This is a genomic window from Bacillus sp. FSL H8-0547, from assembly GCA_038002745.1.
Lineage (GTDB): Bacteria > Bacillota > Bacilli > Bacillales > Bacillaceae > Bacillus_P.
The window spans coordinates 2,819,047-2,843,838 of sequence record JBBODD010000001.1 but is presented as its reverse complement, the minus strand read 5'-3'; the positions used below and the strand labels follow the sequence as shown (position 1 = coordinate 2,843,838).

General features: G+C 43.9%; 21 protein-coding genes and 1 other annotated feature. Of the genes, 9 read left to right on the top strand and 12 right to left on the bottom strand.

The genetic code is table 11. The features are described from left to right. Positions 1 to 198 precede the first annotated feature (198 nt). On the top strand, positions 199 to 1,002 hold the full coding sequence (gene hisJ, locus MHB63_13990) for a histidinol-phosphatase HisJ (protein ID MEK3807628.1): 804 nt from the start codon (positions 199 to 201) through the stop codon (positions 1,000 to 1,002). Positions 1,003 to 1,015: 13 nt separating this feature from the next. On the opposite strand, the gene refZ is transcribed toward hisJ, so the two are convergent. Beyond that, positions 1,016 to 1,660, bottom strand: a complete 645-nt coding sequence (gene refZ, locus MHB63_13985; protein ID MEK3807627.1) for a forespore capture DNA-binding protein RefZ — start codon at positions 1,658 to 1,660, stop codon at positions 1,016 to 1,018. Positions 1,661 to 1,789: 129 nt separating this feature from the next. Between refZ and MHB63_13980 the strand changes: the two genes are divergently transcribed. Further along, positions 1,790 to 2,269, top strand: coding sequence for a GAF domain-containing protein (locus tag MHB63_13980; GenBank protein ID MEK3807626.1), 480 nt, complete (start codon positions 1,790 to 1,792; stop codon positions 2,267 to 2,269). 63 nt (positions 2,270 to 2,332) lie between these two features. On the opposite strand, the gene megL is transcribed toward MHB63_13980, so the two are convergent. Together megL and MHB63_13970 are read right to left on the bottom strand one after the other, a co-directional pair. Next, a complete protein-coding gene (megL, locus tag MHB63_13975) occupies positions 2,333 to 3,517 on the bottom strand; it encodes a methionine gamma-lyase (GenBank protein ID MEK3807625.1) in 1,185 nt (394 codons plus the stop codon). A gap of 91 nt (positions 3,518 to 3,608) precedes the next feature. After that, positions 3,609 to 5,405 (bottom strand): sensor domain-containing diguanylate cyclase, encoded by a 1,797-nt coding sequence (locus tag MHB63_13970; protein ID MEK3807624.1) that lies wholly within the window; start codon positions 5,403 to 5,405, stop codon positions 3,609 to 3,611. A gap of 344 nt (positions 5,406 to 5,749) precedes the next feature. On the opposite strand from MHB63_13970, the gene rpsD reads away from it, so the two are divergent. Continuing rightward, on the top strand, positions 5,750 to 6,352 hold the full coding sequence (gene rpsD / locus MHB63_13965) for a 30S ribosomal protein S4 (protein MEK3807623.1): 603 nt from the start codon (positions 5,750 to 5,752) through the stop codon (positions 6,350 to 6,352). 414 nt (positions 6,353 to 6,766) lie between these two features. Here rpsD and MHB63_13960 read toward each other — a convergent pair whose 3' ends face one another. The 4 genes from MHB63_13960 to MHB63_13945 all read right to left on the bottom strand — a co-directional run bounded on the left by MHB63_13960 (position 6,767) and on the right by MHB63_13945 (position 9,418). Then, positions 6,767 to 7,057 (bottom strand): hypothetical protein, encoded by a 291-nt coding sequence (locus MHB63_13960; protein ID MEK3807622.1) that lies wholly within the window; start codon positions 7,055 to 7,057, stop codon positions 6,767 to 6,769. A 907-nt stretch (positions 7,058 to 7,964) separates the two neighbouring features. Continuing rightward, positions 7,965 to 8,171: a DUF6440 family protein gene (locus MHB63_13955; protein ID MEK3807621.1), complete on the bottom strand. Its 207-nt coding sequence runs from the start codon at positions 8,169 to 8,171 to the stop codon at positions 7,965 to 7,967. A gap of 141 nt (positions 8,172 to 8,312) precedes the next feature. After that, positions 8,313 to 8,687, bottom strand: a complete 375-nt coding sequence (locus MHB63_13950) for a cyclophilin-like fold protein (GenBank protein MEK3807620.1) — start codon at positions 8,685 to 8,687, stop codon at positions 8,313 to 8,315. Between the two features lie 152 nt (positions 8,688 to 8,839). Further along, a complete protein-coding gene (locus MHB63_13945) occupies positions 8,840 to 9,418 on the bottom strand; it encodes a sugar O-acetyltransferase (GenBank protein ID MEK3807619.1) in 579 nt (192 codons plus the stop codon). 227 nt (positions 9,419 to 9,645) lie between these two features. On the opposite strand from MHB63_13945, the gene MHB63_13940 reads away from it, so the two are divergent. Next, entirely contained in the window at positions 9,646 to 10,041 is a 396-nt protein-coding gene (locus MHB63_13940) for a MerR family transcriptional regulator (GenBank protein MEK3807618.1), read from the top strand. 91 nt (positions 10,042 to 10,132) lie between these two features. Here MHB63_13940 and MHB63_13935 read toward each other — a convergent pair whose 3' ends face one another. Beyond that, complete coding sequence (locus MHB63_13935; GenBank protein ID MEK3807617.1) at positions 10,133 to 10,351, bottom strand: hypothetical protein; 219 nt, start codon at positions 10,349 to 10,351, stop codon at positions 10,133 to 10,135. 128 nt (positions 10,352 to 10,479) lie between these two features. Next, complete coding sequence (gene tyrS, locus MHB63_13930; protein ID MEK3807616.1) at positions 10,480 to 11,745, bottom strand: tyrosine--tRNA ligase; 1,266 nt, start codon at positions 11,743 to 11,745, stop codon at positions 10,480 to 10,482. Between the two features lie 48 nt (positions 11,746 to 11,793). Then, positions 11,794 to 12,015 (bottom strand) — a binding site (T-box leader). 131 nt (positions 12,016 to 12,146) lie between these two features. Here tyrS and MHB63_13925 point away from each other — a divergent pair. Then, positions 12,147 to 15,056, top strand: a complete 2,910-nt coding sequence (locus MHB63_13925; GenBank protein ID MEK3807615.1) for a transglycosylase domain-containing protein — start codon at positions 12,147 to 12,149, stop codon at positions 15,054 to 15,056. 484 nt (positions 15,057 to 15,540) lie between these two features. Here MHB63_13925 and acsA read toward each other — a convergent pair whose 3' ends face one another. After that, positions 15,541 to 17,259 carry an acetate--CoA ligase gene (gene acsA, locus MHB63_13920; protein MEK3807614.1) on the bottom strand — a complete coding sequence of 573 codons (1,719 nt, stop codon included), beginning with the start codon at positions 17,257 to 17,259 and terminating at the stop codon, positions 15,541 to 15,543. 162 nt (positions 17,260 to 17,421) lie between these two features. Between acsA and MHB63_13915 the strand changes: the two genes are divergently transcribed. Genes MHB63_13915 through MHB63_13905 form a run of 3 tightly spaced genes read left to right on the top strand, consistent with a single transcriptional unit; the run spans position 17,422 to position 19,907 of the window. Further along, positions 17,422 to 18,054 carry a GNAT family N-acetyltransferase gene (locus MHB63_13915; protein ID MEK3807613.1) on the top strand — a complete coding sequence of 211 codons (633 nt, stop codon included), beginning with the start codon at positions 17,422 to 17,424 and terminating at the stop codon, positions 18,052 to 18,054. A 39-nt stretch (positions 18,055 to 18,093) separates the two neighbouring features. After that, positions 18,094 to 18,738: an acetoin utilization AcuB family protein gene (locus MHB63_13910; GenBank protein ID MEK3807612.1), complete on the top strand. Its 645-nt coding sequence runs from the start codon at positions 18,094 to 18,096 to the stop codon at positions 18,736 to 18,738. Next, positions 18,735 to 19,907: an acetoin utilization protein AcuC gene (locus tag MHB63_13905; protein MEK3807611.1), complete on the top strand. Its 1,173-nt coding sequence runs from the start codon at positions 18,735 to 18,737 to the stop codon at positions 19,905 to 19,907. The genes MHB63_13910 and MHB63_13905 overlap by 4 nt, the downstream gene beginning before the upstream one ends. Before the next feature lie 42 nt (positions 19,908 to 19,949). On the opposite strand, the gene ccpA is transcribed toward MHB63_13905, so the two are convergent. Beyond that, the gene (gene ccpA / locus MHB63_13900; GenBank protein ID MEK3807610.1) at positions 19,950 to 21,020 is read right to left on the bottom strand and encodes a catabolite control protein A; all 1,071 of its coding nucleotides are present in this window, start codon (positions 21,018 to 21,020) and stop codon (positions 19,950 to 19,952) included. 232 nt (positions 21,021 to 21,252) lie between these two features. Further along, complete coding sequence (locus MHB63_13895) at positions 21,253 to 22,329, bottom strand: bifunctional 3-deoxy-7-phosphoheptulonate synthase/chorismate mutase (protein ID MEK3807609.1); 1,077 nt, start codon at positions 22,327 to 22,329, stop codon at positions 21,253 to 21,255. 324 nt (positions 22,330 to 22,653) lie between these two features. Here MHB63_13895 and MHB63_13890 point away from each other — a divergent pair, with 324 nt between their 5' ends. Continuing rightward, positions 22,654 to 24,774: a cell division FtsA domain-containing protein gene (locus MHB63_13890; protein MEK3807608.1), complete on the top strand. Its 2,121-nt coding sequence runs from the start codon at positions 22,654 to 22,656 to the stop codon at positions 24,772 to 24,774. Positions 24,775 to 24,792 lie beyond the last annotated feature (18 nt).

The following is a 24,792-nucleotide window of genomic DNA, read 5'->3' as shown; positions in this document are numbered from 1 at the left end:
TCATAACAAGGTATAATATATTTATATGAATGTAAGTAACGATTGTCGAATTTTCATATGTAATCAGTTCATTATACGGTTAAATGTTTTTTCATTGTATTTATGATACCATGTAAACGACAATTTTTGACCGGTATTTTAAATTTTTTTGCACAATTTATCGCCATATTTCGCGGTACTTGAGAGGGGATTTTCTGCATGAGAAAAAAAGACGGACATGTACATACGCCATTTTGCCCGCACGGCTCTGATGACAGCCTTGAAATGTATGTTGAAAGGGCTTTGAATGAAGGTTTTGAGGAGCTGACTTTTACAGAGCATGCCCCTCTTCCGGAAGGGTTCAATGATCCTGTTCCAGGGAGCGACAGCGCTATGAGCCGGTCTAAATTGGAGGATTATATTACCCGGGTCACTGCAGTGAAAAAGTCCTTTGACGGAAATATAAAAATTAATCTCGGCTTTGAAGTGGACTTTATCCGCGGTTATGAAAAAGGGACAGAACGCTTTTTAAACGACTATGGCCCGTACATGGATGACGGGATTCTGTCTGTTCATTTTCTGAAACCCGGCACTGAGTATCAATGCCTTGATTTTGACAGTGACACCTTTTTAAAAATGGCGGAATTGGCCGGAGGCGTAAGGAAGCTGCATGAACTTTACTATGAGACTCTGCTTGCTGCAGTTCAATCAGAGCTTGGTCCTTATAAGCCGGGCAGGCTGGGACATCTGACGCTAATAAAAAAATTCCAGAAAGCATTTCCGGCTGAGTTTGACTTAAAAGACCTGCAGCTGTCCCTTCTTTCTGCTGTTAAAAAGAACCGGATGGAACTCGATTTTAATACAGCAGGACTGAGAAAAGATCTTTGCGGCGTGATTTATCTTGACGGATGGATGATCAGGGAGGCACAAAAACAAAACATCCCTCTCATATACGGGTCTGATGCCCATAGTGCAAAGGATGTTGGAGCACACTATTTTCATTATGAGGAGGCCCTTGTCTGATTGGAAGGATTCCTTACACAATCGCTTCCTTCTTTGACGGATCGCATAAAAGATGGTCAATCCAGATTTCGATTTCGTGAAAATACTGTTTCACGAAGTAGATTTCATGTGTTTGAATATAGAGGACTTCGCTCATATATTGCGGCTGAAGGTACGGCATGTTCAGAAGGCTCTTCAGCTGTACAAGAATGTGGGCCATCGGTGCTTTCCGGAACTGTCCGGAGAGGATGCCCTCTTCAAGAATGGCTTTAAAAAAGTACTTCTCTTTTGTGAGATACGTTGTCATCACTTCTCTGATCAACATAGAGTCGAGGGTTACTTCTCTCAGAACAAATCGTGCAAGTTGACGGTTTTCATGCTGATAGTTTAGAATATCCCCAATCAAGAGAAGCAAGCAGTTTTTTGGTGTTTCACGGCTCAGGCGGAGATAGCCTGTTTCAATGACTGAAAGGTATCCTTCATAATACTTTGAAACCAAGTATTCCAGAAGGCCGCCCTTTCCATTAAAGTAATAGGAGATGTGAGCAACATTGACATTCGCTTTTTTGGCAATTTCCCTCACGGATGTGCCGTTAAAGCCCTGTGTGTTGAACAGTGCTACAGCTGCATCGATAATCTTTTCTTTCGTTTGATTGGAGGCGTTCGGCTGCACTGGCATAAATCTCACCCCTTTCATCATTACTTTGTACATTCAAGAAAATAGGAGAATATCCTCTATTCTTTTCTCGACAAAGTTTGTCCGCACGCTTATAAACGCGTGAAAAATACACAAAGGTGGGGAAATATCGTGTTTCATGTCGAAAATTACAGCGGAAAACAAGAAGAAAATTACGAAATGCTCATTAAGCAGCTGAAGGCTTTGCTGCATGGAGAAAAAGATGCCATTGCCAATCTGGCCAATGCGTCGGCTCTATTAAACCAGTTTCTTAAGGAGATCAATTGGGTCGGTTTTTATCTTTACAAAGACAGCGAGCTTGTTCTTGGCCCGTTTCAGGGATTGCCGGCGTGCGTCAGAATACCTGTCGGAAAAGGCGTCTGCGGGACCGCTGCTCTTAACCGCAAAACGGAGAGAGTGGCGGATGTTCATGCTTTTCCGGGACACATCGCGTGTGATGCAGCATCTCAGTCTGAAATCGTCGTCCCGATGGTGAAGAACGGAGAGTTAATCGGCGTCCTTGATATTGACAGTCCAATTAAAGACAGATTCAGTGAGCTTGACCAAAAGTATCTGGAGAAGTTCACGGAAACACTTATTGAATTTCTATGAGTTTTCCACTTTTAAAAGTATGACAAAATGCCCGAGAGGTCTGAGAACCCCTTGGGCATTTTTTTATAAAGCATCCAAAGCCTGATTCAGATCATTCCAAATGTCTTCCACATTTTCAAGGCCGACAGACAGCCGCACAAGATTGTCGCTGATGCCCATCTCCTGCCTTTCCGATTCTGGAATAACCGAATGGGTCATAGTGGCAGGATGCTGAATCAGACTCTCCGCATCACCCAGACTTACAGCGATTTTTATAAGATTCAGCGCGTTCATAAATCGCTGAACCTCCAATTTGCTCTCTTCTTTTAACGTGAAAGAAATCAGTCCGCCGCCTTTTTTCATTTGCTTTCTGGCAATACGCGTTTCCTCAGAGTCACCGATAAATGGATACACAACCTGCCCGACTGCAGGATGCTTCAGCAATCTCCCGGCAATTTCGGCAGCACTCTCACAATGCCGGTCCATTCTGACTGGGAGAGTCTTCAGCCCTCTAAGCAAAAGCCATGCATCAAACGGAGACATAATTGCCCCGATATCTTTCCTTTCTGTCATAGCAAGCTTTTGAATGTACTCTTTATCCCCCGCAGCAAACCCGCCGATCACATCTCCATGCCCGCTGATGTATTTCGTGGCGCTGTGAAGAACAATATCACAGCCGTGAGAAAGCGGCTGCTGAAGGTACGGCGAGCAGAACGTATTGTCAACCACGACGCGAAGCCCATGAGCTTTAGCAGCTTCTGCAACGGTTTGAAGACTGATGATTTGCATCGTCGGATTAATTGGCGTTTCAATATAAATAAAGGCAGTTTCCGGTCTAATCTCTTTTTCAATCTCTTCTTTTGAAGCAAGCTCAGAAAACGAATACGTCACGCCAAACTTTTCTTTCAGCATGTTCAAAAGACCAAACGTACAGCCGTAGATCCCTTTTGAGCAAAGAATGTGAGAACCCGTTCTCACCATTGACATCATAACGGCAGAAACCGCTCCCATGCCTGATCCAAAAGCAAGTGCTGCTTCTGCTCCTTCAAGCGACGCAATCTTTTGTTCAGCCAGCTGAACCGTCGGATTGCCGAGCCTTGAATAAATATGTCCTTCTTCTGCTCCTGCAAATCTCTGCTCGCCTGTTTCCGCCCTGTCAAAAATAAAAGTGGCCGTTTGATAAAGCGGCGGAGCCAGACTGTTATATGGATCTTTCATCTTTTCCTGACTGTGAATCACCTTTGTTTCAAATTGATATTCCTTCCCCATGTCTTTTCCCCCTTAAGCTGCTGCCTTACATATCATATGATAAACTAGCTTATTTTGAAAGCGCTTTCTTATTATCATAAAAAAAGAAGCATCAGGAGGTCTCGTGCACGACCTCTGATTCTTCATGAAAGACAACGCAGTTCTTTCCGTTTTCTTTTGCTTTGTAAAGCGCCTGATCCGCTCTTCTTATCATTCTTTTCAGTGATTCAGGCTCCTCTGCCGTCCAGTGGGCGACGCCGCACGAAATGGTAACAGACGGAAAGGTCTCATTCTTTACAGACTCAACGATGCGGTTCGCAAGTTCGATGCCAAAATGAGGGTCAGCCTGAGGCAAGTAAACGGCAAGCTCCTCACCGCCCCATCTGGCTCCAACATCATTTTTTCTGATGCTGTTCATAATGATGCCGGCCACCTGAATTAACACATCGTCCCCTGTCTGATGTCCGTGCGTATCATTAACGGCTTTAAAATCATCAATATCCATTAAGATAAGTGCTCCCTGGCTGTCTGTTTTAAGAGAGTGGTGCACCGAATCATCCAGATAATTGCGGGAATAAAGTTTTGTAAGGTGGTCTGTAATCACAAGCAGTTCAAGTTCTTCTCTCAGCATGGAGTTCATTAATGCAAGCGTTGAATGGTGAATGAGCGACTGCATCAATTTAAACATTTCAAACGTGAACGCATAGGGTTCTCTGTGCAAAATAACAGCAAAACCCTTCAATTCATCCCTTTGCACCATCGGAATGGCAATCATGGAAGAAAAAGCGGCATCTTTCACCTTTAAGTCACCGATGAATACTCCTTCAAGCTCCTGTCTCACTCTGCTTTCTGCAAGTCTCAGGTAAAAATCTGCACCCTCAGTCTTAAAAAAAGAAGTGCTGCCAGGCAGCATCCGTGTTCCGCCTTCGCTGCTGGTATAAAAGAAGCCGGTCTCATCAGCAGAAAAAGAACGGATAATCCTGTCCGACATATAAGTCATCGTATCGATCAGCCTTAAGTTTTTGTTGAGTTTGTGAGATGTCTCATTGATGAGCTGCAAATCAGAAACCAGTTTTTTCGACTGTTCGTAGAGTTTGGCATTTTCATAAGCATGACCGGCAGCTTCTGCAAGTGAAGCCGTCATCACCGTTTCATCCTCGTCCAGTTCAGACCGGTTCTGCTGAGTAACCTCGACTACACCGTATATGCCCTGGTTCCCTTTAAGCGGCGCATACAAAATTACCTGGTTTGCAGACTCCGGGGCATCCCATTTAATCTCTCCCGTCAAATAGGCTTCCATTGCGCTCGCACTGCCTGTTCCTTCGTAATCGAACTCTTTCACCGGCAGTTCATGTCTGCTGTCACTGTCATGCGATAAAAATAAATAAAACAGGTAGTCAGGAAACAATTTCTGAAGAGAAAAAATGAATTGATTTAACACTTCATCCTTATTCATCGTCGCATGAAGCTTTTTAGTAAGCGCATAAAGCTCCTGATAGTTTTTTTCCATTTCCGTTTTCTTTTGAAGGCGCTGAAAGTAAGCAAGAAAATGATTGCACTCTTTAGTTAAAAGTCTATAAAAATCTTCATCGAAAACGTGTTCCTTCTCTGTTACGGAAAGCAGGAATCCCTCAGAAAGCATAAGGTCAACCCTTGACTCTGTCCGCTCAATTAATGAGCGTTTCTGTCTGAAGGGCACCGTGTGGTAGGAATGCGAACTTGCAGCAATCAACAGGTACTGATCCTCTTTGCGCTCAAAAAAAGAAACACACTCTGCACTTAAATATGATTGGAGGCAGCTGACAGCATATTCCTCTGCCTGTCTGCTGTACGGACGTGCCTGACTGCTGATATAATCAAAAAAAGAACTTTTAATGGATAGTAGTATGTATTCAGAATGACTTGTCACAAAAATCCCCCGTATGTCCGAATCAGCTTTCGTTACTTCAGTATAACATATATTTTTTTCCAATTTCTTATCCGAATGTGTTATTTCCTCTATTTGTATTATCGTCTTTCTTAATAGATTGTTGACTTTCAAATATCAAAATTATATAATGATCGTTGTGTAAAATAAATATTCGCAGCCTATTGATACCACTGCTGTGATTTCATTTTGTTCCTCTGTGATGAGGTGTATCGTGTAACTCTCTGCTGCTGGAGCGAGGATATATGAAAACAAAATGTGCACTCAGTCAGGGTCAGTCTGTTTTTATTTTATGCCAAATAAAAACATGTAAGGAGGAGACATCTATGTCTCGTTATACAGGTCCAAGTTGGAAACTTTCCCGCCGTCTGGGAATTTCATTAAGCGGAACAGGTAAAGAATTAGAAAAGCGTCCATTCGCACCAGGTCAGCACGGCCCGACTCAGCGTAAAAAACTTTCTGAGTACGGCTTACAGCTTCAAGAAAAACAAAAGCTTCGCCACATGTTCGGTGTGAACGAGCGTCAATTCCGCAACACATTTGACAAAGCTGCTAAAATGACTGGTAAACACGGTGAAAACTTCATGATTCTTCTTGAATCACGTCTTGACAACGTTGTTTATCGTTTAGGCCTAGCTCGCACTCGCCGCCAGGCACGCCAAGTTGTTAACCATGGCCACATCATGGTTGATGGAAGCCGCGTAGACATTCCATCATACCAAGTGAAGCCAGGTCAAACAGTTACACTTCGCGAAAAATCTCGCAACCTTGACATCGTTAAAGAATCTATCGAAGTAAACAACTTCGTTCCTGATTTCCTAACTTTCGATGCTGACAAATTAGAAGGTACTTTCACTCGTCTTCCAGAGCGTTCTGAAATGCCTGCTGAAATTAACGAAGCTCTTATCGTTGAGTTCTACTCTCGTTAAGTAAAGTGGTTCTTAAATAACTTTTATAAAACCCTAGAAACGTTGATAAAACGGCTTTTCTAGGGTTTTTTTAATTTGTTTGGTTCTTAGAATAACACATAATAACGTATTTATTTGGGGGAGATTGGGGGAGGTTTTGGGGTAATAAAACAAGTGGACAGATCACCTCTAACTATTAATCCCCCTCTATCTTGTTTAAAGATTTCCTGTTTATAAGATATAATTGGAGACAACAATAAAATAGCAAAAAAGGCTTCCCTAAAACTATCGGGAAGCCTCTTATCTGTTTCAGAACAAAAGTAACTGTTATTTTAGATTTTGGGTCATTAGCACATAAAGTTAAACGTTATTACAAAATGTTAGACAACTTTGAGAGAAATTAATATTTTATTTACGCAAGATACCCGCCTTTTATTAAAATAGATGTTTTTTTGCCGTTTTGATAAATTCTTCTCCAAAATCAAATGGTAGATACCTTAAACTATTATCATGGACTAAAATTTCAATTTCATTCCATTTTTTGATATCTTTTTCGACATGAACTTTTTCCAATTCCAAAATTTCTTGCCTTAACTTCTGTATTACCCACTCTTTCTCAGAATCCAGTATATCGACAAATCTCTCATCTAAACTCCCATCAAAGGATTGGTTATAGTAGCAATCGAAAAAAAATTTGAACCATTCATACTCCTCATTGATATTCATCATTCTTACTCCTTTTTATTGTTTTCTAGGATATGCTGTTACTATGCTAAATCCAGTCTCCGAGTTCCTATCTTTTTTAATTAGCATAAACACACCTTGAAGATTTTTGTCTAGGCTAGATCCACCTGAGCTATAACCTTTACCTATTGAAAAATCAATTTTATGTGTCAAGCTTTTTGAACTAGTAGCATTATCGTCTAACAACCACTTTGATATTTCGTTAGAATTAGCAATCAAAGCACTTTCTATTGCTGAAATAGCTGTACTTTGACTATTGAACTTAGATGAGTCTCTTTTTTTGATCCTGGATCTACATACATATCTTATCCTCCTATTGTATTGTCTTTACGATAGGTATATCAGTCTAATATATGGATTAATTTACTATTATTTATAAAATATAGAAATTATTAGAACGTCAATTAATTCTTTAAAGTTATTATTATGTTAATTACTAATATCTCGTTAAATTTGCCCAAATTGGTGAAGGTTTTCAAAAGTCTTTCTCAAAACCTAAAAATAATAGGTTTTTCAAGCTATAGAGTTCTACTCTTGTTAATTCATTCGCTCTTTAAAGAGCAATGTAAAAACCCTAGAAACCTTGTTAAACCAAGGTCTAGGGTTTTTTGTTTATTTTCAGCTTTTAGAATAATGTATTCTCCCCTTGCCAGTTTTGGAAGATTTTGCGGAATCGATAAAATCTATATTTTAAAAAATCTTGGGCAGACGATTTTTTGCATGATTAAACCCAATCTGAGTTTGCTTAGTGGGCCTTTGTCTGCTGTTATAGGCACGGATGCACATTATACTGCGCGAAAAATGTCACTCTTTTATAAAAAGTTTTTTTCAAACAGCCACTAATCACGCTTACATTTGCAGGGATAGTAAAAAACGATCATCTTTAAAATTAATCAGCTTCTATCTGATCCACTATTACTTTACCATGCTCATCTAACAAAGGTGTGAGAGTGCAGCCTTGCGCACTCCAAGTGTATAAATAGTTAACACCTGTTTGACGGTCAACCCATAGAGATATTAGGCTTCCATGCTGAGAGGTCTGTATCAGCTTTTCATCAAAACGTTTATTGGCATTTTTATCTTTTTTATTGAACATCATTTACCGCTCCTTTATACAGATTTTTTCCATACTCAATCTGTTTTCTCCTTTCAAATTAAATTAAACTGCATGTCCTCTCTATTCTATCCGGTAAATGTTTTTCCTGCAGTTAACTGTCTAAATCATTTCTTTTGCTTGTTACTTCCTATTTTCAGCCAGATCAAAAGCAACAGTTACATCTCCCGCTCCTGCAGCTTGAGCAAAACCCGCTGGGTCCTCAATAAATCCCATTCTTGTATAACGATAAGTACTCGAGAAACTTTCATAGAACAGCACAAGACAGTTATCTCCGTACAGCATGATATCTCCTGCCCAAATCTCTCCAGGCACTTCTGAATCTTCAGGAAGAACATCTGAAAAATTGTAGAATTTTTCATTGCGATTATGATCGTTCATATTCATACTCAGGGGCAGTTTCTCAATGAATGCCCGGGTCGTTTGATGGTCATAAAGTTTTGCAGAAAATACCTGTTCCCCAATTGTTAGTGTCACATCAATCATCTGATCTGTCATACCACTCTTCCCCGTTTCCTGAAGTGAGTTTTCCCGGCTAAGTTCCCTTTCACTGCCGGTGCAGGCAGTCAGGGCAAAGCTGCAGAGAAACAAACAGAGGACTGAAATTCTCATATTCCGGCACCCCATATAAAATAGTTCACAGGTCTGTTTTAATCCTGATCAGGTTCTATTTTCTTTATCATTTTCGCGGGCACACCGCCTGCAATGACATTTGGCGGCACATCCTTTGTTACAACTGCGCCAGCAGCAATAATTGCCCCATCACCTATGGTTACACCTGGAAGGATGGTGGCATTTGCACCTATCCAGACGTTGGTGCCAATGGTAATTGGCGCAGGATGCAAAGTGCTGCGCTTTCCGGGATCGATGTCATGATTAAGAGTAGCCAGCACAACATTATGCCCAATGAGTGCACCATCGCCAATCTTAATTCCTCCCTGATCCTGAAAGCGGCATCCAGAGTTGATAAAAACGTTCTTGCCCACATGAATGTTTTTCCCAAAATCCGTATAAAATGGCGGGAATAATGCAAATGAAGGATCCACCGGTTTACCAATCAGCTGCGAAAACAGTTCCTGAACTTCTTGGGGAGTACGGTAACCTCCGTTTAACTCAGCCGCTATCTTCATGGCTTCTTGAGAAAATGTGTGCATAAGCTGATGCATCTCTGAATGTCCCTCCACCGCTTCTCCCCTGTTTAAGTGCGCCAGAAAATCATGAATGTCCATTATAATCCTCCCTGTCAATACGTTTGAATACGCTCATTTACGACTTCTTATTTCTCCCCTGCAGTCTCCATGTTATTCCTTATAGTTAACTCTAGGTCAAGAGTAAAGATAGAGCTGCACTGAACAATTAAATGACTTTTTTGACACGCAAAACAGCTCGTGATACGATTCAATTCACAAATCTCAAGTTAACTGCAGGTTTAAATTTATACTGGAGGAGATGAAGCATGAATACATATTCCATTGGAGAAGCAGCAAAGGAATTAAACCTTACCGTATATACTTTGCGCTATTATGATAAAGAAGGCCTGATGCCTTTTGTAGAACGGACACCCAGCGGTACAAGAGTGTTTAAGGAATCAGATATAGAAGCTTTAAGAATTATTGAATGCCTGAAATCCACTGGAATGCCCATAAAAGAAATCAAAGCATTTATAGATTGGTGTTCTGAGGGAGATTCTACGTTAAAACAGAGGTATGAAATGTTTATGGAACGTAAGGCAAGTGTAGAGGCTCAAATGGAAGAACTGAAAAAGACGATGGAAATCATTCATCATAAATGCTGGTATTACAAGACTGCGATGGACGCCGGAACAGAGAGTATTCATAAACAAAACGTCTAGGTTTGCCTAAGACCTGCCTTTATTTTTTCTTTAAAAAGATGGAACAAAGGCAGGTTTTGTTTCTTTGTTTCGCCACCCGTTTTTTCTATAACTACGCATAATTTACTCGTTTTCCCTTCACACCGGCGGACAAAATATTTTCTATTTTAAAGATCCTCACCTGCTGCTTTGAAAAACAGTACGCCTTCACATAACTGCCGCGCATTTCCCTCACAGCGATTGTTCTCTGAGTCAGAGCTCCTTTTTCAGAAAGATAAATAATTTCAATCGGAAGCTTTTGATTCATCGACCTCTCAACTAATCCGTTCATACTGTCAGCTCCTTTTCTCTCCCTCCATTATATGCAAACACACGTTCGTTTACAACTTATTGGGAGAGGATTTGGAGAGTAAATTTTGGAAAGAAAAAAAGCCCCTATAAAATAGAGGCTTTCCCATATTACTTATACTGAATCAGCGTGTACTTCTTCTTCCCTCTTCGGATGACGGTGAATTTGCCGTCAATGCGGTGTTCGGCTCCAAGAACTTTGTCTGTTTCCTGAACACGTTCGCCGTTAATGTAAACCGCTCCGTTTGATACGTCTTCTCTCGCCTGGCGTTTTGAAGGAGAAATTTTGGCATTGACTAAAAGGTCAATCAGGCCGATTTCGTTCTCTTCTACTGTAAAGGCAGGAACGTCTTTGAAGCCCTGTTCGATTTCGTCGCCAGTCAGCTCTTTAATGTTGCCGCTGAAAAGTGCCTGTGAGATTTTAATCGCCTGTTCGAGTGATTTCTCGCCATGGACAAGCTTTGTCATTTCTTCAGCGAGTGCTTTCTGTGCTGCGCGTTTTTCCGGCGCATCTGTCAGCTGCTGCTCCAGTGAACCGATTTCTTCATGAGAAAGGAACGTGAAAAACTTGATGTATTTGATGACGTCGCGGTCGTCTGTGTTGATCCAGAACTGGTAGAATTCGTAAGGCGTTGTCTTCTCTTTATCAAGCCAGATTGCGCCGCCTTCAGTTTTGCCAAATTTCGTTCCGTCTGATTTTGTTACAAGCGGTACAGTTAAACCGAACGCTTTTGCATTTTCTTCTGATTTGCGGATCAGCTCAAGGCCTGCTGTAATGTTGCCCCACTGATCGCTTCCTCCAACCTGAAGTCTGCAGCCTTCTGTTCTGTAAAGGTTCAGGAAGTCGTATGATTGCAGAATCATGTAGCTGAATTCTGTGTATGATATGCCGGATTCGATTCTTGATGCAACCGTATCTTTAGCAAGCATGTAGTTAATGCCGAAGTTTTTGCCCACATCTCTCAGGAACGTAATCAGATCCATTGAACCGATCCAGTCGAAGTTGTTTGCAAGTACGGCAGGATTTTTGCCTGAAGGATCAAAATCAAGGAAACGTGACAACTGGTTTTTAATTTTATCTGACCATTCTTTGACGATATCAGATGTATTCAGCGTACGTTCCGCTTTTTTGCCGGATGGATCTCCAATCATCCCTGTTGCTCCCCCTACGAGGGCAATCGGACGGTGTCCTGCCTGCTGGAAACGGCGAAGCGTTAAGATTGGAAGCAGATGGCCGATGTGCAGGCTGTCTGCTGTCGGGTCAAATCCTGTATATAGCTTAACAGACTCCTCTTCAAGCACCTTTTTCAGGCCTTCTTCGTCTGTCATTTGATTAATCAATCCTCTGAACTGAAGATCTTTGAGCAATTCACTCATTTTGCTTCTCTCCTTTTTCATAAAATACAAAAACGCCCCTTCATAAAATGAAGGGGCGTGGAATACGCGGTACCACCCTGCTTTGGGAAGCATGCTTCCCGTCTCGAAAAGATAACGGCCTTTAACCGTCTTCCGCTAATTGGCAGATCTGCCGTTCACAAAAGAAGCTCCTGGAGGTAATTCATGATCCATCTTTGTGCTGATTTGCATCGACCATCAGCTTTCTGAGACAGGGAGATGTTCACTACTTCTTCCAATCAAAGCAATAAAATAATAATAAATCTTTTTTACCACAACTCAGCATGACTTGTCAAACGATCCGCCCCGATTTGACAAGATCATACAAAAGAACCGTTTTTATATGATATAATGAAGTGATTGTATAGGGGGATGATACGCTCATGGATAAACTTAGAACGTGGTACAGAAAATGGATGCCTTACAAACATAGAACAATTAAAGGGTTTAACATTACATATGGAGTCATCTGGAACCTGGTGCTTGTGTTTATTGTAATCGGTTTACTGACGGCTTCTTTCGGTGCGGGCGTAGGAGCAGGGTATTTTGCTTCTCTCGTAAAAGATGAACCTCTCCGCACATACAATTCAATGAAAAAAGACATCTACAATTATGAAGAAACCTCACAGGTTTATTTTTCGGATAATGTTTACCTCGGCAAGCTTCAGGCAGATATTGAACGGCAGGAAGTAAAGCTAGCGGATATTTCGGATCATGTGAAAAATGCCGTAATTGCGACAGAAGATGAATTTTTCTATAAGCATGATGGCGTTGTTCCTAAAGCCATTATGCGCGCCCTTTTTCAGGAAGCAACCAACTCGGCTAACCGCTCAGGCGGAAGCACGCTGACACAGCAGCTAATCAAAAATCAGATCCTGACCGATGAAGTTTCTTTTGACCGAAAAGCAAAAGAAATTCTGCTAGCCCTCAGACTTGAACGTTTTTTTGAAAAAGAAGAGATTCTTGAAGCTTACTTGAATGTAGCGGATCTTGGAAGAAATGCATCAGGCAGAAATGTCGCGGGAGTACAGGCAGCTGCTCAAGGCATTTTTGGAGTCGATGCAAAAGACCTGTCCCTTCCTCAGGCTGCGTTTATTGCGGGACTTCCGCAAAGCCCGTTTGGCTATACTCCGTTTACAAACAGAGGGGAAATTAAAGGAAATCTTGATGCGGGAACATCAAGAATGAAAACCGTTCTGCGCCGCATGCATAACAAAGGCTTTATTACCCAGCAGGAATTCCAGGAAGCAAGCAAATTCGACCTCAGAAAAAGCTTAACAGCCGCAAAACCCTCATCAGTTGATGAATATCCTTGGCTCACCTACGAAATCGAAGAACGCGCGAGAGATATTCTTCTTGCCCAGCTCGCGGAAAAAGACGGCCGCAAACTCGATGAATTAAAGCAAAATAAAGAACTCTATGCCGAATACAAGGCTTTAGCTGACAGAAATCTAAGACAAAACGGCTACAAGATTCACACCACTGTCAATAAAACGATGTACGATAAAATGAATGCCATTGCCAAATCCTATGAATATTACGGCAACAGCAAACCAGAATACAAGATTGATAAAGAAACAGGCAAAAAGATTCAGGTACAGGAACCGGTAGAAGTCGGCGCTGTATTAATTGAGAACAAAACCGGAAAGATCCTCAGCTTTGTCGGGGGAAGAGATCACAATGTTTCAGAGACGAATCATGCGACAGATTCGTACCGGTCAAATGGTTCAACGATGAAGCCTCTCCTTGCCTATGCCCCTGCCATGGAAGTCGGAAAACTTCAGCCTGGTTCCGTTCTTGCAGATGTTCCGATGGACGTTCGGGGATGGAAGCCTAAAAACTTTGACGGCAGGTTCCACGGCTTTACAAGTGCACGTTTTGCTCTTGAGAAATCCTATAACATCCCTGCCATTAAATCATATATGAGGGTTATGGATCAAAATCCTACTGAATATCTCAAAAAGATGGGCATGACCAGTATTCATAAAAATGATATCGGAGCCCCCGCTGTTGCCATCGGCGGACTGACCAATGGAGTGACAGTGGAAGAAAACGTGAACGCCTATGCTACCTTTGCAAACGGCGGCAAGTTTGTTGATGCTTACTTGATTGAAAAAATAGAAACCAAATCAGGGGAAGTCATTTACCAGCACCAGTCAAAGGCTGTAGACGTATTCACTCCCCAAACTTCTTACTTGACCATTGATATGATGAGAGATGTCGTTCAATCAGGGACCGGATCGTCTGCGAAAAACTATTTGTCATTCAGTGCAGACTGGGCCGGAAAAACGGGAACGAGCCAGGAGTACAAAGATATTTGGTTTGTAGCCTCCAATCCAAGCGTCTCTTTTGGAACATGGCTTGGCTATGATACACCTAAATCAGTGGATAAAGAGTATAAAGGCATGTCCTACAGCAAGCGGAACATCCTTCTATGGTCGAAGATGATGAATGCTGCACATGAAGTAAACCCTGGACTGATCGCTCCAAAGTCTACATTTAAAATGCCGGGCGGAATTGTCCAGAGATCCTACTGCGCCCTTTCAGGGGACCTTCCGTCTGCGATGTGCCAGCAGGCAGGACTGGTTACAACAGATCTTTTCAACGCCAAGTTTGTGCCTTCTAAGACAGATGACAGTCTGACATCGGGTAAATATGTATTCGTTAAAGACCGTGCGTACCAGGTTCCGCCTTCTGCACCGGCTGAATTTGTCCAGCAGGGCCCGATGCTGAAGAAGGAAATCCTTGAAATGCATAACCTCAGCAGCTTCAGCGATTTAAAAGAACTGCTGCCAAACAAAACAAACTGGGGAAAAATTGTCGTCACCGACGGAAATGAGATCAGGGACAACGGTGCGGTTCCAAGGCAAGTATCAGGTGTCAGAATAAGCGGCAGCTCTCTTGCCTGGAACATAAGCGGAGATTCTGATGTCATCGGATACCGCGTATATGCAGCCGGCAACTTCTCTAAAGACTTTAAAAAAGTTGCCAGCATTCCAGCTTCCAAGAGCCTGTCCGCATCACTTGGCGGCTCTCCGGCAGCCTACTACGTTACAGCAGTTGATGTAGCCGGAAAAGAATCACCTGCTTCCGCCATTGTGAAAAGCGGCAGCTACCAGGCAGAAAAACCGGCCGCTCCAAAACCTGCAGTGCCTAAGCCTGCTGAACCGAAGCCGTCTGAACCAAAGCCTGCGGAGCCTAAGCCGCCGGCTCAGCCTGAAAAACCAAAACCGGGAGAGCCGGCAAAACCACCTGGCGAACCTCAGACACCGCCTGAAAAACCGAATGGATGATGATTTAAAAGGATGCCCGCAGCGGGCATCCTTTTTTAGATTCAGGTAGTGGTGCCACAAACGAAGATTCCACCACCAAGAAAGTGGCTGTACTCCACCGAGTGGCGCCACAAATAAAGGTTCCACCACCGAGAAAGTGGCAACACTCCACTGAGTGGCGCCACAACGAAGATTCCACCCTCGAGAAAGTGGCAACACTCCGCCGAGTGACGCCACAAACGAAGATTCCACCACCAAGAAAGTGGCTGTACTCCACCGAGTGACGCCACAAATAAAGGTACCACCACCGAGAAAGTGGCTCCACTCCAACGAATGGCGCCACAACGAAGCTTCCACCCTCGAGAGAGTGCCTGCACTCCGCCAAGTGGCGCCACAAACCGAGGTTTAAGCACCAAGAAAGTGGCAGCACAAACCAAAATCCTTCCCAACAGAAAAAATCCGAACTAATTACCTCAGTTCGGATTTTCCTTGTTCTATTAGTTCTTTAATCTTCCATCGTCGACAAGTCACCTGTCGGAAGGTCAAGTTCCCATGCTTTCAGGACACGGCGCATGATTTTTCCGCTGCGTGTTTTAGGCAGCTTGTCGCGGAATTCGATTTCGCGCGGAGCCGCGTGCGCAGCAAGGCCTTTTTTGACGAAGTTGCGGATTTCTTCTTTGAGCTCATCCGTCGCCTCATAGCCGTCGCGAAGGGCGACAAACGCTTTGATGATCTCGCCGCGGACCGGATCAGGTTTGCCGATGACGCCTGCTTCTGCGATGGCAGGGTGTTCGACAAGCTTGCTTTCCACTTCAAACGGCCCTACGCGCTCACCGGAAGTCATGATGACGTCATCAATTCTTCCCTGGAACCAGTAATAGCCGTCTTCATCCTTATAGGCAGAGTCACCTGATACATACCAGTCGCCCGGCATGAAATAGGATTCGTACTTTTCTTTGTTGTTCCAGATCGCGTGCATCATGGAAGGCCAGCCTTTTTTAATCGCAAGGTTGCCCATGCGGTACGGCGGCACTTCATTTCCCTGGTCGTCCACGATGGCAGCCTCGACACCCGGAATCGGTTTGCCCATTGAGCCTGGTTTAATTTCCATGGACGGGTAGTTGCAGATCACCTGCGCGCCTGTTTCAGTCATCCACCACGTATCATGGATCCGGTTATCAAACACTTTTACTCCCCATCTGACAACTTCAGGGTTGAGAGGCTCTCCGACACTCAAAACATGTCTTAATGAGCTCAAATCATATTGTTTAACGAGCTCGTCTCCTGCTCCCATCAGCATGCGGAAGGCAGTCGGCGCACTGTACCAGACGGTAACGCCATAGTTTTGGATTGTTTCATACCAATGCTCAGGCTTGAATCTGCCCCCAACAATGACATTTGATGCACCGTGAAGCCATGGTCCGAAAATGCCGTAGACTGTACCCGTTACCCAGCCTGGATCTGCTGTGCACCAGTAAACGTCATCTTCCTTCAGATCAAGAACCCAGCTGCCTGTCTGGTAATGCTGGACCATTGCCTGATGGACATGAAGCACGCCTTTAGGTTTTCCTGTCGAACCGGACGTGTAATGAAGCAGAAGTCCGTCCGTCTTTTCCACCCATTCTATTTCGAGCTTCTTGCTCGCGGTTTTCATTCTTGTAAGGAAATCTATGTACGGACCGTCTTCATTTACATTTTCTCCGACTAAGACAACATGCTTTAAAGCAGGCAGATCGTTGAACGGAACCCGCTCAAGCAGTTCAGGCGTTGTCACAATGACCTTAGCCTCACTGTCTTTCAGCCGGTCGCTTACTGCCCCCTCCATGAATGCCTCAAATAAAGGACCTACGATGGCACCCAGTTTGATGGCTCCAAGGACGGTAAAATAAAGCTCAGGCGTTCTCGGCATGAAGACAAACACTCTGTCGCCTTTTTCAACATCTGCACATTGACGGAGGATATTCCCTGCTTTATTTGAGTGTTCTTTCATTTCTTTAAACGTATACTTCTCTTCTCTTTCAGGGTCCCGGTAGTACAAGGCAACCTTGTTCTTCCGGAAAGATTCTGCATGTTTGTCAATTGCTTCGTATGCAGCATTGATTCTTCCTGTTTCCGACCACGAGAGGTTTTTTTCTGCCTCAGACCAGTCAAATTGGTCATAGGTTTTTTGGTAGTCTTCAAGATTGTGGTTCCCCTTTGCTGCTGGCAGCGCTTCCAACTTCATCTTAATTCCCCCTTGTTCAGTGTATACATCCTCTATTATAGAACAGTTTCTATCTTTTCTCAATTTTTAAAAAAATCCCGGTTTTTTCGTGTAAACGCTTCATTTTCTATTTTTTCTAGTATAATAGATGATAGTTCAGCAGAATAAAAAGGCGGTGAATGAATGGAACACCCGAAAACGTACAACGCAAAAGAGATTAAAACTCCTTTTGGCCCCCTTATTATAGAAGGACCCATTAAGCCTGAAAAACTGGCAGGACTTGAATTTCACAAGGATCTGGTGGCTTTTAGGCAGCCTGAGCAGCAGCACAAGGCGCTGATTGAAATAGCGGGACTTCCCGAAGGCCGGATTATTATTGCAAGAAATCGCCATACCATTGTCGGGTATGTTACATATTTGTATCCTGACCCTCTTGAAAGATGGTCAGAAGGAAAGATGGAAAATCTGATTGAACTTGGTGCGATTGAAGTCATACCTGAATTCCGGGGCTTCTCGGTGGGAAAAAACCTTCTGAGAGTTTCGATGATGGATGATGCCATGGAGGATTACATCACCATTACAACCGAGTACTATTGGCACTGGGATCTAAAAGGAACCGGACTGAATGTATGGGAATACAGGAAAGTCATGGAGAAGATGATGAATGCAGGCGGCCTTGAATGGTATGCGACAGATGAACCTGAAATCAGTTCTCATCCTGCAAACTGCCTGATGGCAAAAATCGGAAAAAGAGTCGATCAGGACTCCGTTCAGCAGTTTGACCAATTGAGATTCAAAAACCGCTTTATGTACTGATATGTTTCGTTCATGCTTTAAAACAAAGGGGTAATAAGAATGATCGTAGAACAAATCATGAATAAAAACGTCGTTACGCTTCCGCCGGATGCAACCATTGCTGAAGCCATCGAAAAAATGGCTGAACACCGGATCCGCCATATTCTTATTGTGTCAGGAAACGATATGCTCTCCGGCATCGTTTCAGACAGGGACATAAAGGATGCGAGCCCTTCCATATTCGAACTGACCAATGACCGGGAAACACTTGATAAACCGCTTAAATCCATTATGAAAACAGATGCGATTACCGGACATCCGCTTGATTTTGTCGAAGAAATCTCGTCTATTTTCTATGAGCATAAAATTGGCTGTCTACCGATTATCAAACACGGAAAGCTAGTGGGGATTGTGACCGAAACGGATCTTCTCCATACATTTGTTCAGCTGACAGGCGCTGACCAGCCCGGCTCTCAGATTGAAGTAAAAGTTCCGAATGTATCAGGAGTTCTTTCAGAAGCAGCAGCTGTTTTCAGCAGACACAATGTGAATATATCGAGTGTGCTCGTTTATCCTGATCAGGACGAACGGTTTAAGATTCTCGTCTTCAGAGTTCAGACAATGAATCCGATGCCTTTAATTGAGGAGCTTGATAAAGAAGGCTATACTGTTCTGTGGCCTAATGTACCGGGGATTTCGTCATGAAAGAAAATATCTTCATCTACTCCCCTCTTTTTCAGCAGTACAAATTTAGCCAGGACCACCCGTTCAACCAGCTGAGAGTTGAGTTGACCTATGACCTGCTGAAAAAGATGAATGCATTGTCTGATGACGAGCTCGCAGCTCCGAGAATGGCCACTGATGAAGAGCTTGCACTCGTTCACGACAAAAAGTACATCGAAGCTGTAAAAAAGGCAGGAGCGGGAGAACTCGATCAAAAAGAGGCAATGAATTACGGAATTGGAACGGAAGATACACCTATTTTTCCGGGCATGCATGACGCCGCAGCACTTCTTGTCGGAGGCACGCTTGCAGCAGTCGAGCATGTTATGGAAGGAAAATCCAAAAGAGCCTTGAATCTTGGAGGCGGACTTCATCATGGCTTCCGCGGCAAGGCTTCCGGATTTTGCATATACAACGACAGTTCTGTTGCAATCAAGTACATTCAGAAAAAGTATCAGGCGAAAGTGCTGTATATCGATACTGATGCTCATCACGGAGACGGCGTGCAGTGGACTTTTTACGATGACCCTTCCGTCTGCACCCTGTCCATTCATGAAACCGGACGCTATTTATTTCCTGGGACAGGCAATGTGACCGAGCGCGGCGCAGGACAGGGCTACGGGTATTCGTTCAATGTACCGCTTGATGCCTTTACTGAAGATGAATCCTGGATGGATGCCTACAGGCAGTCAATCCGGGAGGTTGCCGCTTTCTTTAAGCCTGATGTGATTCTTACCCAAAACGGGGCAGATGCACACTTTTATGATCCTCTTACCCATTTCGCGACAACAACCGCTATTTTCAAAGAAATTCCTAAGCTGGCTCAGGAAATCGCTGATGAGTACTGCGGAGGTAAATGGATTGCCGTCGGGGGCGGCGGGTATGACATTTGGAGAGTTGTCCCAAGGGCATGGGCGATGATCTGGCTTCAGATGAAGAATCTGCCTGCAGAAGGAAATCTGCCTATCGAATGGATTGAACAGTGGCAGTCAAAAGCACCTGTCACACTTCCTTCCTTCTGGCACGATTCCAAGGATGACTATAAAGCCATCCCGAGAAAGCTTGAAATCGAAGAGAAAAATGCCCAGACAACTGCTAAAGCTCTTTTTCCGATCCGTCAGAACAAAACGAAAGACAGGCATTCTCTTTAAACCTGAAAAAAGGCATGAATCGAAGGGATTCATGCCTTTTAATTATGATTTTGTCGATTGTCTTATTTCAATGCGGTGCGGAAGCTCAACGATGTGATTTTCCACTTCTTCTTTGTTCATCAGCTTTGTCAGCAGACGCATAGCTACAGCTCCGATGTCATAAGTCGGCTGAACAACGGTTGTCAGCTTAGGGCGGACCATTGATGCAAGCTTCGTGTTGTCAAATCCGATGATTTCAATATCATTTGGAATCACATAGCCAAGGTCCTGAGCGGCATGTACAACTCCAAGCGCCATTTCATCTGTACCCGCAAAGATGGCAGTCGGTTTATCAGAAAGCTCATTGATTTTCTCAAACGCTTCAAGGCCAGAATCATACGTATAGTCGCCCTCTGTGATCAGCGCTTCATCAGCATCGATGCCTGCTTCTGACAGGGCACGCAGATAGCCTTTCATTTTCATTTCTTTATTAATCGGCTCTTCCATTGGTCCTGTTACATAACCAATGCGCTTATGGCCTTTTTCAATCAGCATGGACACAGCATCATAAGACGCCTGCTCATAGTTGATGTTTACTGAAGGCGTCACTTCATTTACATCAACAGAGGCAGCAAGAACGATCGGCACAGGGGAGCGCTTAAACTCATCCACATGCTCGTCTGTAATATTTCCGCCCATGAAGACAATTCCGTCTACTTGCTTCCCAAGCATCGTGTTCAGCAGGTGAAGTTCTTTGTCGCGGTTTTGATCTGAATTACTCAAGATAATATTGTATTTGTACATAGTTGCAATATCTTCAATTCCGCGGGCAAGTTCTGCATAAAAAGTACTTGAGATATCAGGAATGATAACCCCTACAGTCGTTGTTTTCTTGCTGGCAAGTCCCCGTGCAACGGCATTTGGGCGGTAGCCGAGACGATCTATGGCTTCAGATACCTTTTTGCGCGTTGTCGGTTTTACATTCGGGTTGCCGTTTACAACCCTTGATACTGTAGCCATGGAAACATTTGCTTCACGGGCTACATCATAAATCGTGATATTGTTCATTTTCCTACACTCCTTCGAAATCCATCTATATGTATAGTTAGCATTTACAATTATTGAAAGTAACATGTCATCATTATGAATTTATATGTACATAATGATACGATACTATGAAAACGTAAGCAATCTATTTACAGCGTTTTTACGCAATATAACCGTATTTGTTCATAAATGAGCAAAGTTTTTCATAAACAGCACTGTTTTCTATCATAAATAAAACCTCATGATGTTGCAAGCAAAACAAAATCAGGGTGCCGTGCGGATTCAAGAATTCTCTCCTCCGCGGCACCCTGAACAGGTTTTATGCTTTAACTTTAATTAAAGGTTTAATTTCATTCATGAAATCAGCAAACTGATCGAAATCCATCTGCTGGGCCGAATCTGACAGTGCAACCGCCGGGTCCGGATGAACCTCTGCCATTACGCCGTCTGCTCCGATTGCAAGTGCAGCTTTTGCACATGGAATAAGCAAATCGCGGCGTCCTGTTGAATGCGTCACATCCACAAGTACCGGCAAGTGCGTTTCCTGTTTTAAAATAGGAACCGCTGAAATATCAAGCGTGTTGCGTGTTGCTGTTTCGTACGTTCTGATGCCGCGTTCACACAGGATGATCTGATCATTTCCCTGTGAAATGATGTACTCGGCAGCATTTACAAATTCATCAAGGGTTGCCGCAAGACCGCGCTTCAGGAGCACAGGCTTATTAACGGCGCCGGCAGCTTTCAGCAGCTCAAAGTTCTGCATGTTGCGTGCACCGATCTGAATGACATCAATGTATTGAATCGCGATCTCGATATCTGCCGGGTTGACGATTTCACTGATGACAGCCATATCGTACTCATCGGCAACGCGTTTCAGTATTTTCAGGCCTTCTACACCAAGACCCTGGAAATCGTAAGGACTTGTGCGGGGTTTGAAGGCACCGCCGCGAAGCAGGCGTACACCCTGTTTTTTGGCTTCTTCTGCAACAGCAGCAACCTGCTCATAGCTTTCAACTGCGCATGGACCGGCAATCAGCACCTGGCTGCCGTCTCCGATTTTAACTCCTTTTACATCCACAATCGTATCTTCAGGTTTCTTTTTGCGTGAAACAAGAAGGGCTTTGCGGTGGTCGTCTTCCTGAAGCTCAAGACTCGCTTTAAAGATTTCTTTGAATATATGCTGAATGGTGGAATCCTCGAAAGGCCCGTCATTGTTTTCTTTCAGTTTATTAAGCATTCTTCGTTCACGGACAGGATCATATCGATTAACGCCCTGCGCTTCCTTGGCTTTACCAATATCCTGTACTAACTTTCCTCGCTCATTAATCAGCTGTAAAATCTGCAGATTAATCTCTTCTGCTCTCTCTCGCAATGCTTCTAACTCGGCGTTACTCATCTGACTCATCCTTTCCCGTTTTTATAGAAACCGGCAAACCGGCTTGTACATGCATCTTATTCAAGCATCTGGCCGTATTCAAAGCAGATGCATTATGCACTGAAAAGAAAATAGTAATCATTTTCTTTTGTAATTAGTGATAATTATATACAAAAACAATCCTGTTGTCACGCATTTTTCTTTAACATTTAAACGCTTTTAAGCAATAAAGCGTTTGGACGATTGTTTTTGCTGTCTTTTTCAGGAGTCTGTATGACGCACGGCTGATGTTTTTTCGAAATCAGCCGATAAACTAGATAAGAATAAATGAAAGAGGTGCTGTTCATGAAAGCAGCTGACCATACATTCGCACTCGATATCGGCACGCGTTCAGTCGTGGGACTGCTTCTCTCTCGGCGCAGCGGCGTGTTTGAAGTCATTGATGCCGTCATGGAAGAACATAATGAGCGCTCAATGCTCGACGGACAAATCCACGATATTCAAGCTGTGGCCAGAGTCATTGTGTCCGTGAAAGAAAAGCTTGAAAAAAAACATGGACCTCTGACGAAAGTCTGCGTTGCCGCAGCAGGAAGAGCGCTTAAAACCCTTCGTGCAGAAGCATCCATTGATATAACAGGAAAACCGATTCTGGAAGCTGAGGCAGTCTCCCAGCTGGAATTAATGGCCGTTCAGCTTGCCCAGCAGGAAATCGCCCTGAAAGAAACCGGCATGGCAGGCTATGACTGCGTGGGCTACTCTGTTATTTCCTATAAGCTTGATCAGCAGGAGATTGGCAGCCTGCTCGACCAGCAGGGTCACACCGCATCTGCCGAAATAATTGCTACCTTTCTGCCTAAGGTTGTAACAGAGTCTCTCCTGGCCGCTTTAAAAAGAGCAAATTTAGAAATGCTTGCCATGACGCTGGAACCGATCGCTGCAATTAATGTGCTGATACCGGCATCTATGAGAAGGCTCAACGTGGCTCTGGTTGATATTGGGGCAGGCACATCTGACATTGCCATAACAAGTGAAGGCACGGTTACTGCATACGGAATGGTGCCCTCAGCAGGAGATGCGATTACAGAAGCTGTTTCAGACGAATACTTGCTTGATTTTCATGAAGCAGAACGTGTGAAAAGAGAACTTAATACATCACAGATCATCCGTTTTAAGGATATCCTCGGCTATGAGAAAAGCGTATCAAAAGAGGCAGCGGCTGCTTCCATACAGCCCGCCGCTTCCCGTCTTGCGAAATTAATCAAAGAAGAAATCCTCTCGCTCAACAGCGGAAAGCCTCCAAAAGCTGTCATGCTGATCGGGGGAGGCAGCTTAACTCCGGGACTGCCGTCCCTGCTTGCAGAGCAATTGTCGCTGCCTGAAGACCGCATTGCCATTAGAGGGATCGAAGCGATTCAGCAGCTTCATCTTTCAGAGAGCTTAGGAAAAGGACCGGAGCTTGTGACACCGATCGGCATCGCGATTACTTCAAGCATCAATCCGATTCATTATGTGAGTGTCAGTGTCAATGGACAGAAAGTGAGACTTCTTCAGATGAAAAAGCGGACCGTCTCTGACAGCCTGCTGTCAACCGGCATTCAGCTGTCAGGCTACTACGGCAAACCCGGACTTGCCTATTTTGTTTCGATCAACGGCCGCTCTGTGACCGTTCCCGGCACCTACGGCGAAGCACCGGTCATCTGCAAAAACGGCAGGCGCTGTTCAGTAGATGAAGAACTTCAGAACGGGGATGAAATAACGATTCAAAAAGGGAAGGACGGCCACTCCCTCCCTGTCGTCATTTCAGATTTGATTGATGTTGTACCGGAGAAGAAAATCATTTTAAACGGCGAGCAAGTCGCAGTGCAGGCGAAGCTCTTAAAAAATGGAACACCGGCTGACCCCAATGACCCGGTCGCTGACAGGGATGTGATTACTTATACCTTCCCGGACAAAGTCATGGACCTTTTCCAGGACGCGTCAAGATGCACGCCCTTCTGCCTGTCTGTTGACGGACGATTAGTCCATCTGGACGCATTTTCAGGAAAGATCACGATAAACCATGAAAAAGCACACCCGGATTCCTCGTTCAAAGAATGGGATCAGATAGCTGCCGTCCGCAAAAAAAGGCCAACTCTGGGCCAGGTGCTTTCTGCTCTTGAAATGGATGCCTATGAATCCATCACCATTTTCTATAATCAAGAGCCGACTGTCATTAAGAAAATGCTCCTCCACGTATACAGAGGAGGAAACCTGCTGTCCTTATCAGATGAAATACGAAGCGGCGATGACTTAAAAATTCAAAAACAGCAGGCAGGCTCCTTCATCTTCCAGGACGTGTTCAAAGCTGTGGACGTCACATTCCCCGCTCAGACGAACAAGCGCTTCCTCCTGCTGAAAAATGAACAGGAAACAAGTTTCCATGAAGAGCTCTCTCCGGGGGATCGGTTGAGTATTAGGTGGATGTAAGAAAAGTGGAGCCTCCCG

Coding starts and splice junctions, on each gene's coding strand:
- hisJ (MEK3807628.1), top strand. CDS start 199: ATGAGAAAAAAAGACGGACATGTACATACGCCATTTTGCCCGCACGGC.
- refZ (MEK3807627.1), bottom strand. CDS start 1,660: ATGCCAGTGCAGCCGAACGCCTCCAATCAAACGAAAGAAAAGATTATC.
- megL (MEK3807625.1), bottom strand. CDS start 3,517: ATGGGGAAGGAATATCAATTTGAAACAAAGGTGATTCACAGTCAGGAA.
- rpsD (MEK3807623.1), top strand. CDS start 5,750: ATGTCTCGTTATACAGGTCCAAGTTGGAAACTTTCCCGCCGTCTGGGA.
- MHB63_13960 (MEK3807622.1), bottom strand. CDS start 7,057: ATGAATATCAATGAGGAGTATGAATGGTTCAAATTTTTTTTCGATTGC.
- MHB63_13955 (MEK3807621.1), bottom strand. CDS start 8,171: ATGTTCAATAAAAAAGATAAAAATGCCAATAAACGTTTTGATGAAAAG.
- MHB63_13950 (MEK3807620.1), bottom strand. CDS start 8,687: ATGACAGATCAGATGATTGATGTGACACTAACAATTGGGGAACAGGTA.
- MHB63_13945 (MEK3807619.1), bottom strand. CDS start 9,418: ATGGACATTCATGATTTTCTGGCGCACTTAAACAGGGGAGAAGCGGTG.
- MHB63_13940 (MEK3807618.1), top strand. CDS start 9,646: ATGAATACATATTCCATTGGAGAAGCAGCAAAGGAATTAAACCTTACC.
- MHB63_13935 (MEK3807617.1), bottom strand. CDS start 10,351: ATGAACGGATTAGTTGAGAGGTCGATGAATCAAAAGCTTCCGATTGAA.
- tyrS (MEK3807616.1), bottom strand. CDS start 11,745: ATGAGTGAATTGCTCAAAGATCTTCAGTTCAGAGGATTGATTAATCAA.
- MHB63_13925 (MEK3807615.1), top strand. CDS start 12,147: ATGGATAAACTTAGAACGTGGTACAGAAAATGGATGCCTTACAAACAT.
- acsA (MEK3807614.1), bottom strand. CDS start 17,259: ATGAAGTTGGAAGCGCTGCCAGCAGCAAAGGGGAACCACAATCTTGAA.
- MHB63_13915 (MEK3807613.1), top strand. CDS start 17,422: ATGGAACACCCGAAAACGTACAACGCAAAAGAGATTAAAACTCCTTTT.
- MHB63_13910 (MEK3807612.1), top strand. CDS start 18,094: ATGATCGTAGAACAAATCATGAATAAAAACGTCGTTACGCTTCCGCCG.
- MHB63_13905 (MEK3807611.1), top strand. CDS start 18,735: ATGAAAGAAAATATCTTCATCTACTCCCCTCTTTTTCAGCAGTACAAA.
- ccpA (MEK3807610.1), bottom strand. CDS start 21,020: ATGTTACTTTCAATAATTGTAAATGCTAACTATACATATAGATGGATT.
- MHB63_13895 (MEK3807609.1), bottom strand. CDS start 22,329: ATGAGTAACGCCGAGTTAGAAGCATTGCGAGAGAGAGCAGAAGAGATT.
- MHB63_13890 (MEK3807608.1), top strand. CDS start 22,654: ATGAAAGCAGCTGACCATACATTCGCACTCGATATCGGCACGCGTTCA.